This is a genomic window from Salipiger bermudensis, from assembly GCF_017309175.1.
Taxonomy (GTDB): domain Bacteria; phylum Pseudomonadota; class Alphaproteobacteria; order Rhodobacterales; family Rhodobacteraceae; genus Salipiger; species Salipiger bermudensis.
The window spans coordinates 181,203-196,482 of record NZ_JAEKJV010000008.1; the positions used below are offsets into that span (position 1 = coordinate 181,203).

The window sequence follows — 15,280 nt, forward strand, 5'->3', positions numbered from 1 at the left end:
ATCAGCCCTTCTTCTTCCCGCAGTCGCAGGGGCCCTTACCGATCCGGTAACGGCCACAGCGCGGGCATTTCATTTGTGAGAGGCGGGCCGCCCCCGGCATCCGGAGTTTTCCGAACATGCCGAGCAGGGCAATCACCACCAGGAATATCGCAACGATCTTGGCCAGCACGTCAGAGACCGAACCTCGCAAAGGCGGCGCGCTCGTCGATCGTCGCCAGCGCGTCCTGCGCCAGCGTCGCGCCGAGCCGCGGCAGCAGGCGGCGCTTCTGCTCGTAGCGGCGGAAGCGCACCTTGTCGCCGAACTTGTCCTTCATCACCGGTACGAGATGGCCGATGCCGTCTGCCAGCCCGACCTCGCAGGCCGCCTTGCCGATCCACACCTCGCCGGTGAACAGGTCCGGGTTGTCGGCCAGCTTGGCCCCGCGACGGTCCTTGATCTGGGCAATGAAGGTCTCGTGCAGCTGGCCGAGCAGCCGGTTCAGCCGGGCCACGTCCTCTTCGGTCTCGGGACGGAACGGGTCGAGCATGCTCTTCGACCGCCCGGCGGTGTGCACCCGACGCTCGATGCCCTGCCGCTGCAGGAAGACATGCGCGCCGAACCCCGCCGAGATCACCCCGATGGAGCCGAGGATCGAGCTGGGGTCGGCGTGGATCTCGTCCGCGGCGCTGGCGATCCAGTAGCCGCCCGAGGCCGCAACGTCCTCGGTGAAGGCAAAGACCGGAACCTCGCATTCCTGCGAAAGACGCCGGATGCGCGCGCCGATGAGCGAGCTCTGCACCGGCGATCCGCCGGGCGAATTGATCTCGAGCGCGACGGCCACCGGCTTGCCCTTGTGAAAGGCCCGCTCGAGCAGGGGCCGCAGGCTCTGGTCGGACAGCGCCATGCGACCGCCGGTGCCGATGGCCCCTTGCAGGCGCACGACCGCAACCGTCGGCTTCTTTTTCAGGAACGGAAACCAGTTCTTCATGCGTGGAGATGTAGAGGGCGGATGCGGGACAAACAAGGCAACCGCAAAAAGAACCGCCGCACTGCGCCCGAGAGGTCATCGCCCGGCGGGGCCGGTCGGACCCGAACACGAGCGCCCAGCCCGCGCGCCGCGCCCGGTCGCCATACACAGCCTGCCTCCGGCGGGAGTATTTTTGACGAAGAGAAGCCAGGGGCGCTCCCCCGCGTCTTCTCTGGTTTCAAAATACCTCGGGGGTGAATTGGCCGAAGGCCAAGAGGGGGCAGCGCCCCCTGCCTGTCCCACCGCAAACGATATGGCAGGAGGGCTCAGAAGAAATTCTGCGGGTCGATGTCGATCGCCATGCGCAGCTCGCCGCGCAGGCGGAACTGCGCGGCCCAGTCGGCCAGCGCCGGCTGCAGAGCCGCCCCCTTGGGCGCCTTGACCAGCAGCCGCACCCGGTGCCGTCCGCGTACCTTGGCGATCGGCGCCGGCGCGGGACCGTAGACCTGCGCCCCGATGCGGCGCAGCGGTGCGTCCTGCCGCGCCATGGCATTGCCGAGATCGAACACCTCCTGCGCCTCGGTCGAGGACAGGATCACCCCGGCCAGCCGGCCATAGGGCGGCATCCCGGCGGCGCGGCGCTCTTCGGCCTCGGCCTGCCAGAATCCCTCCTCGTCGCCCGAGAGGATCGCCCGGATCACCGGGTGCTCGGGCTGATAGGTCTGCAGCAGCGCCACCCCGGGCTTCTCGGCTCGCCCCGCGCGCCCAGCCACCTGCCGCATCAGCTGGAAAGTGCGCTCGGCGGCACGCAGGTCCGACCCCTGCAAGCCCAGATCGGCATCGATCACCCCCACCAGCGTCAGCAGCGGAAAGTTGTGCCCCTTGGCCACCAGCTGGGTGCCGATGACGATGTCGGCGCCACCCGAGGCGATCTTCTCGATCTCCTCCTTCAGCGCCCGCGCCGAGCCGAAGAGGTCCGAGGACAGCACCGCCAGCCGCGCCTGCGGGAAGAGCTCGGCGGCCTCCTCGGCCAGCCGCTCGACCCCCGGCCCCACCGCGGCGAGCTTGTCCTCAGCCTCGCAGGACGGGCATACCTCCGGCTTGGGCACGGTCTCGCCGCATTGATGGCAGACGAGGCGCTGCAGGAAGCGGTGCTCGACCATCCGGGCGTCGCAATGCGGGCAGCCGATCTGGTGGCCGCAGGCCCGGCAGATCGTGACCGGCGCATAGCCACGCCGGTTGAGGAACAGCATCGCCTGCTCGCCGCGCTCGATCCGCGCCAGCACCTCGGACTGCAGCGAGGGCGAGACCCAGCGGTTCGAGGGCAGCGTCTCGGCGCGCATGTCGAGCGAGCGCATCTCGGGCATCACCGAGGCGCCGAAGCGCGAGACCAGATCCAGCCGCTGGTACTTGCCGGCATCGGCATTGGCCCAGCTTTCGAGCGACGGCGTGGCCGAAGCCAGCACCACCCGGCCCGCGCAGATCGAGGCCCGCAGCACCGCCATGTCGCGGGCATTGTAGAGCACGCCCTCGTCCTGCTTGTAGGAGGTGTCGTGCTCCTCGTCGACGACCGTGAGACCGAGGTCACGGAACGGCAGGAACAGCGCCGAGCGCGCCCCCACCACCAGCTGCGCACCGCCCTGCGCCACCTGCTTCCAGACCCGGCGCCGCTCGGTCACCGTCACGCCCGAATGCCATTCCGCCGGCTTCGCGCCGAAGCGGGCCTCGACGCGGGTGAGGAACTCTGAGGTCAGCGCGATCTCGGGCAGCAGCACCAGCGCCTGCCGCCCCTGCGCGAGGCACTCCGCCACCGCCTCGAGATAGACCTCGGTCTTGCCCGAGCCGGTCACCCCCTTGAGCAGCACCGTGCCATAGCGCCCCGAGGCCACGCCCTCGCGCAGGCTCTGCGCCGCTGCGGCCTGATCCTCGGCAAGTTGCTTGCCGCCATAGTCGGGATCGAGCCGCGGGAAGGCGGTGTCGCGCGGCGCCTCTTCCTCACGCACCGCGCCCATCTTGGCGAGGCCCTTGATCACCGAGGGCGTGACGCCCGCCGCATCGGCCAGCTCGCCCTGGGTCAGCGACAGCCCGCCCATCTCGGACAGCACCTCGAGCACCCGGCGGCGCGCGTCGGTCATACGCTCGGGCTCGGCATCGCCCAGCCTGTAGATCTTGCGCATCGACGGCGCCTCGCCCAGCCCCGGCGCGCGGGTGGCGAGCCGCAGCATCGCGGTGAGCGGCGTCAGCGTGTACTCGCCGGCGCGCTCGAGAAAGCTGCGCAGCTCCGCGCGCATCGGTGCCACGTCGAGCACCCGCGTCACCGGCCGCACCTTGGCATAGTCGAAATCGCCCTTGCCCGGCCCCCAGACCACGCCCAGCACCTTGCGCGGCCCGAGCGGCACCTCGACGAAGGCGCCCTCCCAGCAGCCGCCCTCGGGCGCCTTGTAGTCGAGCAGCCGGTCCAGCGGCTGCGTGGTGAGCACGGCAACCAGCGTGCCTTCGTCGTAGAACGCATCCATCTGCAGGGTTTCCGTTAGCGCAAAACTACAGGGGCTTCCTGAGGACCCCCGCATGGGGTATGACACGCGCGACCGAATGCCAAGCAAAGCCGGGAGGGCTGACGCAGATGAAATTTTTCGTAGACACCGCCGACGTGGACGCGATCCGCGAGCTCAACGATCTGGGCCTCGTGGACGGCGTGACCACGAACCCCTCGCTGATCGCCAAGTCCGGCCGTGACATCCTCGAAGTCACCAAGGAAATCTGCGACATGGTCGATGGGCCGGTCTCGGCCGAGGTGGTCGCCACCGAGTACGAGGCGATGATCGAGGAAGGCCGCAAGCTGGCCGAGATCGCGCCGAACATCGCCATCAAGGTGCCGCTGACCCTCGACGGGCTGCGCGCCTGCAAGACCTTCACCTCCGAAGGCCAGATGGTCAATGTGACGCTGTGCTTCTCGGCCAATCAGGCGCTGCTGGCGGCGAAGGCCGGCGCGACCTTCATCTCGCCCTTCGTCGGCCGCCTCGACGACCTCAACATTGACGGGCTCGAACTGATCGCCGACATCCGCCAGATCTATGACAACTACGGCTACGAGACGCAGATCCTTGCCGCGTCGATCCGCAGCGCCAACCACATGTCGGATTGCGCCAAGATCGGTGCCGACGTGGCGACCGCGCCGCCGGCGGTGATCAAAGGCATGGCCAACCACGTGCTGACCGACAAGGGCCTCGCGGCGTTCCTGTCGGACGCCGAGAAGGCCGGCATCAAGATCGTCTGATCATGTCGCGACGGATCCCGCCCTCAGTCCGGCAGGCGGAGGCAACGCTGAGCCTGCTGGACAAGCGGGCGGTGATCCTCGCGTGGCAATCCTACCAGCTTGAAATGCATGGGGTGCCGCCGGAGGTGTTCGGCGATGCCTTCGACGAGTATCTCGACACGGCGCTGTCCACCGGCGACCGGCTCGGCGTGCTGACCCACGGGGTCCACGATGTCATCATGGACCTGCGCGAGATTGCCGAAGATGACGAGGACGAGTGGCCGATCCTGCGCGACTGCCTCGCGGCGGCCCTGCCCGAGGATGTCTTCGTCACCGTGACGGGCTCGATCGAGCCGAACGCATAGCACGGAACGGGCGAAGATTTTTCCTCCGAAAAATCTTCCTCACCCCGCGCGGCCGCCAAGAATTTTCAGTGAAAATTCTTCTTCAGGCGTTGGGCGCGCCTTGAAGGCCCAGAAGCTTGCGAAAGCCCGTCCAGTAGCCCGGCAGGCGCGGCATTTCCTGCATGTCCGCAATCGCCTCGTCCTGCCAGCGCGGCATCTCGCGTGCGGCAAACGCCCGCCCCCAGGCGAGATAGTGCTCGCCATGCTCGGGGCGCAGCCGGCAGGCCGAGCCCACCAGCCCCACCAGCGTCTCGGGAGCAGAGTACCATTCATCCTGAATGCCGGTCACGCGCTTGCGCATCAAGGGCCCCACCAGCCGCATCAGGCGCTTTTCCGAAAACAGCAGCAGCATGCGCCCCATCTCGTCGCGGCTGTAATGGATCAGCGGCGGGAAGGTGTCGTAGAACACCGCGGTGCCGTCGACGACGGCGAAATTGCGGATCGAGGGATGAAAGCCGATGCGCGTGTCGAAGCGGTCAGCCGCGTTCCAGAATCGCGCGATCACCTGGCCCGCGGCCTCCATCATCTCGAGCGTCGCCTCGAGCCCCTCGGCCTGCATCCGCGGCCGCATCAGCGACGCCTCGGGCAGCGCCTCCTGCACGATCACCGGCACCCGCGCGCCCTCGCTCTCGAGGAGCAGGAAGGTGGTTTCGGGCAACGGCACTCCGGTCTCGCGCAGCGCCGCGACGTAATCGTCATGCGCCGCTGCCAGCCGGTCGAGCGCGCCGGCATCCGGCAGCCCGCGATAGACCTTGATCACATGCTCAGAGAACGGCCCCTCGGCTGGCCGGAAAGGGGCGCAGAAATAGCCCAGCCGCGAAATCGGCTGGCCCTGCGCGGCCTCGTGGCGTCGGATGGTCTCGGCAAGGGCGGCGTGATCGATCATGGGCAGGCCTCCGGCACTCCTCTGGCGCGGACACCCCGCACCTGACGCCCCCTTTACCCGTTTGCCAGCACCTGCGCCACCTCTGCCGACAGCGCCGCGACCTCGTCGCGGGCCGGGGTCTTGCGCCCCTCGGCGGCGCTGAGCCCGTGCCCGAAGGCCTCGGCATAGCCCACCCGGTTGCCCAGCGTCGCATCGGCGATGCGCGCGGCCATCTTGGTGGCGGCGGCGGTGATCTCGCCCGAGAGCCGGGTACCGGGGCGGGTGCGGTTCATCACCATCATCACCTCGCGGTTCTCACGCCGGGCGAGATCGAGCACGCTTTCCGTGGCCCAGAGGTCGAGATGGCTCATCGAGACCGGCACCAGCACGAGATCGGCAGCACGCAGCGCCGGGCGCAGATCGCTGTCCGCCTTGGGCGGCGTGTCGACGATCACCACGTCGAAGCGATCGGCCAGCTTGCGGCACTCGTAGGTGATGCCCCAGGCCGAGGAGGTGGCGAACTCCAGCCCCTCGACCGCTTCGGGGTTGTGCTCGAGCCGGGTCATGAACCAGCGCCCGAGGCTGCCCTGCGGATCGGTGTCGATCAATGCAACCGAATGCCCCGCAAGGCGCAGCCCGATCGCCAGATTGGCCGAGAGCGTGGTCTTGCCCGACCCGCCCTTCTGCTGCGCCACCGTGATCACCGATCCTGCCATTCCATCCCCCTCGTGGTTCCGCAGCTGCAGCATAGGCGAATGCCGCCGCCGGTAAAGCACCGCTTAACGGCGCGTTAACCACGCTGGACGCAAGGTTTTCCGGTGGCAAGGGAAAAGCGCGATGGCGATCATCAGGGGGCTGACACTGGCCTTGGCGCTGGCCGGGCTGGCCGGAAACGTGTCCGCCGGGGCCTGGCCGCGCGAGGAGGGCAGCCTGTTCGTCAGCAGCCTCGCGCGGCTGTCCTGGCCGCAGGACGTCACCACCTGGACCTCGTACGAGCCCACCGGGGAATACTACACGCTCTACGTCGAATACGGGCTCACCGAGCGCCTGACCGTCGGGCTCGATCTGGGTCGGGCGATCTCGGGCGGCGGCAAGGACGTGGCGTTCCTCCGGATGCCGCTGGGACGGGCGGACCGCCGGCTGAAGCTCGCCGCCGAGCTGGGGCTGGGCCAGATCGAGGGCGCCATGGTGCTGCGCCCGGGGCTCTCGCTCGGCCTCGGGTTCCGCCACGGCTGGCTCTCTGCGGACGGGCTGGCGGAAATCTCGCTCGGCAGTGGCGAGACCGATTACAAGCTCGACCTCACATGGGGGCTGAACCTCTGGGAGGAGCGCAAGCTGATCGTGCAGTTCCAGACCGGGCAGCAATTCGGCGACCCGGCCTTCGTCCGCATCGAGCCGACCATCGTGCAGCCCCTCACCAAGCGCCTGAAGACCCAGATCGGCGGCAGCTACGGGCTGCTCGGGGACACTTCGATGGGGCTCACCTTCGGGCTCTGGGCCGAGTTCTGAGCCACTTTCACCCGCCGTGGCCCCGCGCTAGTCTCGCCGCCATGACTGACCCCATCCGTCCCACAGATGACGAGGCCCGCGCCCTTGCCCGCGACCTCATTTCCAGCGCCCGCTTCGCGGCCCTCGGCGTGACCGATCCCGAGACCCGCACGCCGATGGTCAGCCGGGTCTCGGTGGTGCCCGGCCCGGACGGGCTCCCGCTGAGCCTGGTCTCCGACCTCGCCTTCCACGCCACCGCTCTCAAGGCCGACCCGGCCTGCGCCCTGCTGCTGGGTGAGCCCGGCCCGAAGGGCGACCCGCTCACCCATCCGCGCCTTAGCCTGCAGGCCAGCGCCCGGTTCATCCGCCACGGCGAGGCCGAGCACGCCGCCCTTGCGGCGCATTACCTGACGCTTCAGCCCAAGGCGAAGCTCTATATCGGCTTCGCGGATTTCTCGCTGCTGCGCTTCGAGATCCGCCGCGGCCTGCTCAACGGCGGCTTCGGCAAGGCCTTCGTGCTCACCCCGGAAGACCTCGCGGCCTGACACACAAACGGCCGGCGCCCCTCGGACACCGGCCGCCCCATGTTGCCGTGCGGTTCTCAGCTGTCCATGCGCACCCGCAGCGTGGCATCGCCGCGCACCGGCTCGGGCCAGATCGCGTGCACCTGATCCTGCCCCCCGCCCTCTCGCACCGAGGTATAGGGCGTTGCGAAAAGGCTGACATTGCTGGCGTCGCGCGGACGCGAGCTCAGCACGAGGCTTTCGACCTGCAGCGTGTATCCCCCGAACGGCAGACGATTGGCGGTGTCGATCACCCATGTCTGCGCGTGAGTGTTCTGGGCATGGCTCAGGAGCAGCGGGTTTTCGACCCCGTTGCTGACATTGAGATAGGTGTTGTTGGTGAAGTAGATGTTGCGCATCGCCGCGAGGTTCAGACCGGCAAAGGAGGTGTCCACCCGGTCGACCCGGTTGATGGTGCCACCCGAGGACCGGAACAGGTTGCCCGAGACGTTCATGCCGTTGACCCGGTGGTTCTGGCCGTAGGGCTTCACGATGATGAACGAGAACTGCGCCGACATGTCGGAGCACAGGAACACGTTGTTGGTCACCGACAGGCCCGAGAAGCCGAAGCCCGAGACAAAATCAGGCTCCGGGTCGCGCTCGTTGGTCCATTCGATGAAGCAGTTGTCGACATAGTTGCCCGAGACAGTGGTGTTGGTGTTCTTCAGGCAGAGCACGATGCCGGCGCTGCGGACGCCGCTCGAGTCGCCCTGGAAGAAGTGGTTGTTGGCGATCACCCCGTTGCCGCCCGAGACCACCGCGAAATGCCGGAACTGCGAGGCGCGGTTGTTGCGGATCTTGACGTCGTTGGCGTTGGTGTTGATCGCCACCGAGCTGCGGTTCTGCGTGGTCAGCCCACCCTCGGCGCTGTTGAATTGATTGTAGTCGATCAGCATGCCCTGACAGCCCTCGCCGATCGAAGTGATGCCGCGATCCTTGGGGCGGTTGAAGACGCAGTTTCGGATCACGTTGACCACCCCGGTGGGCGGCAGCATCACGGCGCTGCAGATCTCGTTGCACTGGAACTCGACGTCCTCGATCTCGAACTTGTCGAGCCGGCTGAAGCCGCTGAAATCGAGCAGGTAGCGAAAGCGCGTGAAGGTGTAGGTCTGGGTGCCCACCGCATCCGAGAGCGGCTGCGACAGGGTCAGGCTCTGGGCGCCGACATTGACCTCCTTGACGTAGATCTCGCGGCCCACGCCCGCCGCCTCGATCAGGCTGCCGATCTCGATATTGGCAATGTTGCTCACCCCGGTCAGTTGCCACTGGTTCGAGGCCGAGTAGGTCGCCTGGCTGGTGACCGAGGTGGTGTCCCAGCCGGTGCTGGTCTCGGCCCGGAGCTGACCGTTGCGCAGGACGCGCCGCTGGGCATAGCTGTCGCGATTGTTCACCGCGACGCGCACATCGATCGGGCCGGAGAGCGACACCCGACGCCCCGAAAGATCGAAGCTCTCGTGATCGGCGTTGTTGAGCAGCGACTGAAGCCCCTTTTTCAGCGCCGTCTCCTCATCGCCGCCGAAGGCATCGACATAGGACGAGAGCTCGAAATCCTTGGTCAGGGACAGGATCGCGGCATCAGGCATGGTGACCCGCCCCTCGAACTCCACGTGGTTCTCGAAGGTCACCGAGCTTGCCAGACGGTAGTTGCCTTTCGAGACCAGCACCTTGCGCCCGTTCGCTGCCGCGTCGGCGGCCTCGAAGGCGGCGCTGTCGTCGGTGCTGCCATCCCCGATGGCGCCGTAATCGCGCACGTCGACCCAGTTCATCAGAGTGCGCAGGAAGACACTGGTGATGTCCTCGATCACGATGTCGTCGATGCGCACCACGCCACCGTTCGGCCCCGTGAGGTCGAGCCCGAAATGCCCGAGATCCGGCTCGGTGCCCCAGACCATGTCGACGCCGCCGCGATTGCCCACGCCCACGATTGCCGAGACCTCGACCACCGCGCCATAGCTGGTCAGTTGCACCATTGGGCCGGTGACGGTGAGGCCGGTCACCTGCGTGCCGTTGTCGCGCCCGGCCCAGGCGCCGATACGCACCGCCGGCATCACGCCTGAGATCGCCTTCACCCGCGCCGTGACGCGCAGGTAGCAGCCCGGCAGGATCGGGGTGTCGCCCATGTACCGCAGGCGCTGGGTGGCGTCCGTCTTGAGGATCTCGAGACAGCCGGAGAAATCCGCGTCCGCCGGCACGTAGGCGGCGGTGGCGAAGCCGTCATAGGTGTCCGAGCCCGGCGTGCCGTCGCTGCGCGACCAGACATCCAGCCCGTCCGAGAAGGGTGTCGGCATGAAGACCACGCCATCGGTTACCGCCTTGTTCATCCGTTCGATCCTCTGTTGCCCGCATCGCGCAGGGGATCGCCGCCGCGCGGGCGGCGTGAAATCCCGCGCAAATTGCAGATAACTTTGAGGCGTTAAGAGGATCTGCCGCCACCGCGCAGCGGCCCGCCTGCAACGCAACGGCATCGCAGGGGTCCGGAGGCCGCGTTCACCGTGCCGAACTAGGCCGAGACCTGCGGCGCCGGTGCAAAGCGCACCCCGGCGATGCGCCAGTCGCCGTCGATCTGTTCCATCTGGTATTCCAGCGCGTGCAGCGCGCCCTCGGCATCCTGCACGATCACCGTCTGCCACAGCCCGCCATCGCTTTCCGACAGCGCCCCGAAGCGCACGTCTCCGGGCGCCCAGACCATGGGATAGCCGCGCTCGACCATGCGGGCGAAATTCTCGGGATTGCCGAACAGGCGCTGGATCTCGGGGCTGGCAAAGCCCCAGGCGGTGTCGACATCTCCGGCGACAAACGCGTCCAGCTGCTGGCGGATGACGCCTTCGATCTCGGCGTCGTCCTGTGCGATCGCGGGCCCGGACAGCGCCAGCCCCACGATCAAGCTCATGATCCATTTCCGCATCACGCTACCTCCTCCTGCCAAGAAGGTAGCGCAAGCGGTCAGGTGGTCAAAACCGGCCGACCCTCAGCCAAGCTCGCCGGCGAGGCCCTTCTCGATCAGCGCCACGGTTTCGTCGACGCCGTAGAGCGCGATGAAGCCGCCGAAGCGCGGGCCCTGGCTCTGGCCCAGCAGCACCTCGTAGAGCGCCTTGAACCAGTCGCGCAGGTTCTCGAACGCGTGCTCCTTGCCGACCGCGAAGACCAGCGTCTGCAGCGCCTCGTCGGTGACCTCGCCATCGTAGCCGCGCAGACGGCCCGCGAGATCCTCCATGGCGGCCCGCTCCTTCTCGTCGGGGGCGCGGAACTGCTTGGTGGGCTTCACGAAATCGTCGTAGTAGCGCACCGCGAAGCCGGCGGCCTGATCCAGGTCGGGATGGCTCTGCGGGCTCGCCTCGGGGGCGTAGCGGCGGATGAAGCCCCACATGGTCTCCTTGTCCTCGGCACCGGCGGCCGAGGCGAGGTTGAGCAGCATCGAGAACGGCACCACCATCTTCGACTCGGGCACGTCGCCGCCGTGGATGTGCCACACCGGGTTGTTGAGCTGCGCCTTGGCGTCCTGGCCCGGGAAGGCGCGGAGCTGCTGGTGATACTCGTCCACCGCCTTGGGGATCACGTCCCACCACAGCCGTTTCGCGGTCTTGGGCTTCTGGTACATGAAATACGACAGCGACTCGGTCGAGGCGTAGGTCAGCCACTCGTCGATCGACAGCCCGTTGCCTTTCGACTTCGAGATCTTCTGGCCCTGATCGTCGAGGAACAGCTCGTAGGTGAAGTGCTCGGGCGCGCGCACGCCGAGGGTCCGGCAGATGCCGTCATAGATCGGCGTGTTCGTCGAATGGTCCTTGCCGTACATCTCGAAATCGACGCCGAGCGCGGCCCAGCGGGCACCGAAATCCGGCTTCCACTGCAGCTTCACGTTGCCGCCGGTGACCGGCAGGGTCCATTCCTTGCCGTCATCGTCGTCGAAGGTGATGGTGCCTTCCCTGGGGTCGACATGCTTCACCGGCACATAGAGAACCCGGCCGGTCTCGGGGTGGATCGGCAGGAAGATCGAGTAGGTCTGCTGGCGCTCGTCGCGCAGCGATTTCAGCATGATCGCCATCAGGTCGTCATACTTCTCGACGCAGCGCAGCAGGATCTCGTCGAACTGGCCGCTCTTGTAGAACTCGGTGGCCGAGTAGAACTCGTACTGGAAACCGAACGTGTCGAGGAAGCGCCGCAGCATGGCGTTGTTGTGGTGGCCGAAGCTCTCGTATTCCTCGAACGGGTCCGGCACCGAGGTCAGCGGGCGCTGCAGGTTGGCGTGCAGAAGCTCTTGGTTCGGCACGTTCTCGGGCACCTTGCGCATGCCGTCCATGTCATCGGAGAAACAGATCAGCCGCGTCGGGATGTCCGAGATCAGCTCGAAGGCGCGACGGATCATCGTGGTGCGCGCGACCTCGCCGAAGGTGCCGATATGCGGCAGGCCCGAGGGACCGTAGCCGGTCTCGAACAGCACGAAGCCCTTCTCGGGCGGCTTCTTCTCGTAGCGTTTCAGGACGCGGCGCGCCTCTTCAAAGGGCCAGGCCTTCGAACTCATCGCGGCTTCGCGCAGATCGGACATCTGAAACACTCCATTGGATCGCGTGTGATTTGGCAACACGGGGGAAGGACCGCCCACGGTGAGTCCGTGGCGGTTGCGCCCGCGTCCTATTGCAGACACGGGTCGCGGTCAATAAATTGACGCCAAAGGGTCAACCGAAGAAAGAGCAGCCGTGAACGAAGCCACCCCGCACCCGCTGACGTCCCAGGATTGTCTCGTCGCCCTGATGATCGCCGTCTCGGCCTCGGACCAGAACATCCGTACCGCCGAACTCGTGAAGATCGAGTCCTCGGTCAACCTGCTGCCGATCTTCGCCGATTACGATATCGACCGCATCCGCAACATGTCGGACCTCGTGTTCCAGCTCTTCGATCAGGAAGATGGGCTCGACGCGCTGTTCGGCCTGATCCGCGACAACCTGCCCGAGCACCTGTTCGAGACCGCCTACGCCCTGGCCTGCGACGTGGCCGCTGCCGACGGCACGCTGCGCGAGGAAGAGCTGCGGCTGCTCGAAGAGATCCGCTACGAGCTCAACATCGACCGCCTGCACGCTGCCGCCATCGAGCGCGGCGCACGCGCCCGGCACCTTCCCGGCTGACGGCGGCTCATCGGCGCATCGCCCTGCCCCATCCCCGGCAGAGATGCGCCGACCGACCAAGGTCGCAAGTCGCCGAACTTTACATAATCTCCCACTTCAGGCAGTCTGAAACGCGGCAATTACCGCCGTTCGTGTCTTTCAAGTGCCTTTTGATCCGGGAGCATCCCATGAACCGCATTCGTCTCACCCTGCTTGGTGCCGCCATCCTCTGCCTGCTGCCGATCCTCGGCGCGTCCGGGATCTCGGCACGGTCTCTGGCAGGGTTCTGAGCACAGGCCAGCGGGCCAAGCGCCCCTGACAACACCCCCCCCCGATGGCTTTCGTCCGGGGAGTTCAGAGCGTCATCAGGCGCTCGCCAGCACCGCCCAGCGCTCGATCAGCCGCGATTGCAGCACCTTGGCGCGGGAATTCCAAGACCGCGCCCCGTCCGGGCGCTCGCGCTGTTCCATGCTGAGCGCCTCGCGGCGCGGAATGTCGCCACAGAAGATCGCGAAGGCCAGTTCCGATCCGTCCGGCAGCTCTGCGAAGCCCGACAGCCCGCTGACGAAGTTCAGCGTGCCCGTCTTGGCCAGCACCTTGACCGGATGCTCGCCACCGCCGCCGTTCAGCTCTCCGCGCATCCGGAAACTCTTGAGCAGCGGCTTGAGCTCGAGCCGGGTGCGCACCTCCTTCATCGCCGTGGCCATGTCGACCGCCGCGATCCGGCTCAGGCCGCTCAGCCCCGAGTGATCGACCAGCGCCACGTTGACCAAGCCCAGTTCCTCGCGGGCCCAGGCATTCATCGCCGCCGCCGAGGTCTCGAGCGAGGTGACCATGCCGGTGCGCACCCGCGTGGCGGTCTGGCCGACGATCTCTGCGGTGAGGTTGGTCGAGTATTTCAGCATGTCGCGCAGGATCTCGAGCAGCACCCCGCTCTCGCGGCGTGCCAGCGTCTCGCCCTCTGGGCGCTCCAGCACGACCTCGGGCGTCGGGAGCGTCACGCCGCGAAATTCTGCGAGCGCCTGGAAGACCTCTCCGGCATAGAGCTCGGGCTTGCGCACCGGCAACCAGCGCGAGCCGCCATTGCCAAGCGCTCCGCGCGCCACGGTCCATTCGTCGCGCGCGCCGCCGTCGGAATAGGTGTACACCGGCCCTTGCCGGGACACGACGCCCATGCGCGCCATCCGGACCGCCGGACGCAGCGTGGCCGAGGGCGCGTCCATGGTGATGTCATAGCCGTCGCTGCCCTTGGCCCACTCGAAATGCACGCGGTTGAAGTTCAGGTTCAGGCCCGAAAGCGCCGGGCTGTAGCCCAGATGCGGCGGCTGCCCGGGGTCGATGGTGCGGGTGAAGGGCAAGGCCGAGCCGCAGACGAGGAACTTGCCCGTCACGCCGGTGATGCCCTTCTCCTTGAGCTGCACCGCAAGCTCGCCGAGGCCGTCAGTGTCGAGCGTCGGGTCGCCACCGCCCAGCAGAACCAGGTCGCCATCGACCACACCCTCGTTCACCGGACCGGTGGCGAGGATCTCTGTCGGGAAGCGGTAGTCCGGTCCCAGAGTGTCGAGCGCATAGGACGCGGTCAGCGCCTTGGCCACGCTCGCGGGCGGCATGCCGGCGGCGCCGGCGTGCTGTTCGATCACTGCGCCGGTGGCGAGGTTGATGACCGCGAAGCCGACAGCTCCGTCAAGCCGCGCGGCATCAATCAGCTCCTCGGCGGATTTGAGCGTGCGCAGGCGGATGTCCTCGCCGCGGGCGACGGGACGCAGCGAAGCTGTGGGCGCGTCCGCCCAAGCAGGTAGCGCAGCGCCAGCGCCGGCGGCTGCGAGCGAGGTCAGGAATGCGCGCCTGGAAATGCCGTGTTTCATGGCGCTGATCTAACCGCAGCGATTGTCCGCCGACAAGCGGTGGCGTCAAAGCAAATGATCACATTTTGCTGCCCGCGGCCCCGCGCAGCTCGGTCGAGCTCAGATTCACAAGCGGCACGTTGACGAAGCTCCAGGCGGGCGGCACCGCGCGCGCCAGCAGACCGGCGGCACGATCCGGCAGCCGCGCGTGGCGGTAGACATCCGCCGCCACCGAGCCGCGCGCTGCCATCCGGCTGCCGGGTCGGGCCAGCACCCCCACCGGCACACGCTCCATGATCTCGCGCCAATCCTCCCACCGATGCAGCTGCGCGAGGTTGTCGGCGCCCATCAGCCAGACAAAGTTCACCCCCGGAAACCGCGCCTGCAGCTGCGCCAGCGTGCGCGCGGTGTGGCGGGTGCCGAGCAGCCGCTCGACATCGCTCACGATGACCCGGGGATGCGCCATGATCCGCCGCGCCGCCGCGATGCGCTCGGCCAGCGGCGCCGGGCCATGCGCCTTGAGCGGGTTGCCCGGGCTCACCAGCCAGACCACCCGGTCGAGCCCGAAGCGGCGCAGCGCCTCGCGGGTGATGTGCACGTGGCCAGCATGGGGCGGATCGAACGATCCCCCCAGCAGACCCACGGTCATCCCCGGGACCAGATGCAGCCCCGCCTCATGCGCATTCCAAGCCATCGCGGCCCTTCCGTTCCGAAGTGGCGGCAAAAGACACCGGAACGGCCCGCGATGACAACAGCAAACCCGCCCTGCGCTGGTCCCGGCCCGGCAGCATGTCAGCCGGATCGCCGTCGC

The 15,280-nt window shown here is 67.4% G+C and carries 15 protein-coding genes; 5 read left to right on the forward strand and 10 right to left on the reverse strand.

Annotated elements, in window-relative coordinates; genetic code table 11:
- Position 1: 1 nt before the first annotated feature.
- From JF542_RS12915 to JF542_RS12925, 3 genes are all read right to left on the reverse strand, one after another.
- The gene (locus tag JF542_RS12915) at positions 2-169 is read right to left on the reverse strand and encodes a hypothetical protein (RefSeq protein WP_050768403.1); all 168 of its coding nucleotides are present in this window, start codon (positions 167-169) and stop codon (positions 2-4) included.
- Between the two features lies 1 nt (position 170).
- A complete protein-coding gene (locus tag JF542_RS12920; RefSeq protein ID WP_207076131.1) occupies positions 171-968 on the reverse strand; it encodes a S49 family peptidase in 798 nt (265 codons plus the stop codon).
- 305 nt (positions 969-1,273) lie between these two features.
- Positions 1,274-3,463 (reverse strand): primosomal protein N', encoded by a 2,190-nt coding sequence (locus tag JF542_RS12925; RefSeq protein ID WP_207076132.1) that lies wholly within the window; start codon positions 3,461-3,463, stop codon positions 1,274-1,276.
- Between the two features lie 107 nt (positions 3,464-3,570).
- On the opposite strand from JF542_RS12925, the gene fsa reads away from it, so the two are divergent.
- Together fsa and JF542_RS12935 are read left to right on the forward strand one after the other, a co-directional pair.
- A complete protein-coding gene (gene fsa, locus JF542_RS12930) occupies positions 3,571-4,224 on the forward strand; it encodes a fructose-6-phosphate aldolase (protein WP_007793877.1) in 654 nt (217 codons plus the stop codon).
- A 2-nt stretch (positions 4,225-4,226) separates the two neighbouring features.
- Entirely contained in the window at positions 4,227-4,568 is a 342-nt protein-coding gene (locus tag JF542_RS12935) for a hypothetical protein (protein WP_007793875.1), read from the forward strand.
- An 82-nt stretch (positions 4,569-4,650) separates the two neighbouring features.
- On the opposite strand, the gene JF542_RS12940 is transcribed toward JF542_RS12935, so the two are convergent.
- Both JF542_RS12940 and parA read right to left on the reverse strand, forming a co-directional pair.
- Entirely contained in the window at positions 4,651-5,493 is an 843-nt protein-coding gene (locus tag JF542_RS12940; protein ID WP_207076133.1) for a DUF6206 family protein, read from the reverse strand.
- A 53-nt stretch (positions 5,494-5,546) separates the two neighbouring features.
- Positions 5,547-6,188: a ParA family partition ATPase gene (gene parA / locus JF542_RS12945; RefSeq protein ID WP_207076134.1), complete on the reverse strand. Its 642-nt coding sequence runs from the start codon at positions 6,186-6,188 to the stop codon at positions 5,547-5,549.
- A gap of 121 nt (positions 6,189-6,309) precedes the next feature.
- On the opposite strand from parA, the gene JF542_RS12950 reads away from it, so the two are divergent.
- Together JF542_RS12950 and JF542_RS12955 are read left to right on the forward strand one after the other, a co-directional pair.
- Positions 6,310-6,981: a hypothetical protein gene (locus tag JF542_RS12950; RefSeq protein WP_207076135.1), complete on the forward strand. Its 672-nt coding sequence runs from the start codon at positions 6,310-6,312 to the stop codon at positions 6,979-6,981.
- A 41-nt stretch (positions 6,982-7,022) separates the two neighbouring features.
- Positions 7,023-7,505, forward strand: a complete 483-nt coding sequence (locus JF542_RS12955; RefSeq protein WP_207076136.1) for a HugZ family pyridoxamine 5'-phosphate oxidase — start codon at positions 7,023-7,025, stop codon at positions 7,503-7,505.
- Between the two features lie 56 nt (positions 7,506-7,561).
- Here the strand turns inward: JF542_RS12955 and JF542_RS12960 are convergent, their stop codons facing one another.
- The 3 genes from JF542_RS12960 to JF542_RS12970 all read right to left on the reverse strand — a co-directional run bounded on the left by JF542_RS12960 (position 7,562) and on the right by JF542_RS12970 (position 12,069).
- On the reverse strand, positions 7,562-9,844 hold the full coding sequence (locus JF542_RS12960) for a glycosyl hydrolase family 28-related protein (protein WP_207076137.1): 2,283 nt from the start codon (positions 9,842-9,844) through the stop codon (positions 7,562-7,564).
- Between the two features lie 179 nt (positions 9,845-10,023).
- Positions 10,024-10,413, reverse strand: coding sequence for a DUF4864 domain-containing protein (locus JF542_RS12965; RefSeq protein WP_242533737.1), 390 nt, complete (start codon positions 10,411-10,413; stop codon positions 10,024-10,026).
- A gap of 78 nt (positions 10,414-10,491) precedes the next feature.
- A complete protein-coding gene (locus tag JF542_RS12970) occupies positions 10,492-12,069 on the reverse strand; it encodes a lysine--tRNA ligase (RefSeq protein WP_207076138.1) in 1,578 nt (525 codons plus the stop codon).
- A gap of 151 nt (positions 12,070-12,220) precedes the next feature.
- Between JF542_RS12970 and JF542_RS12975 the strand changes: the two genes are divergently transcribed.
- Positions 12,221-12,646, forward strand: a complete 426-nt coding sequence (locus tag JF542_RS12975; protein ID WP_207076139.1) for a tellurite resistance TerB family protein — start codon at positions 12,221-12,223, stop codon at positions 12,644-12,646.
- A 344-nt stretch (positions 12,647-12,990) separates the two neighbouring features.
- On the opposite strand, the gene dacB is transcribed toward JF542_RS12975, so the two are convergent.
- Together dacB and JF542_RS12985 are read right to left on the reverse strand one after the other, a co-directional pair.
- Positions 12,991-14,490, reverse strand: coding sequence for a D-alanyl-D-alanine carboxypeptidase/D-alanyl-D-alanine endopeptidase (gene dacB / locus JF542_RS12980; protein WP_207076140.1), 1,500 nt, complete (start codon positions 14,488-14,490; stop codon positions 12,991-12,993).
- A 58-nt stretch (positions 14,491-14,548) separates the two neighbouring features.
- On the reverse strand, positions 14,549-15,163 hold the full coding sequence (locus JF542_RS12985; protein ID WP_007793848.1) for a nicotinate-nucleotide adenylyltransferase: 615 nt from the start codon (positions 15,161-15,163) through the stop codon (positions 14,549-14,551).
- Positions 15,164-15,280: the final 117 nt, after the last annotated feature.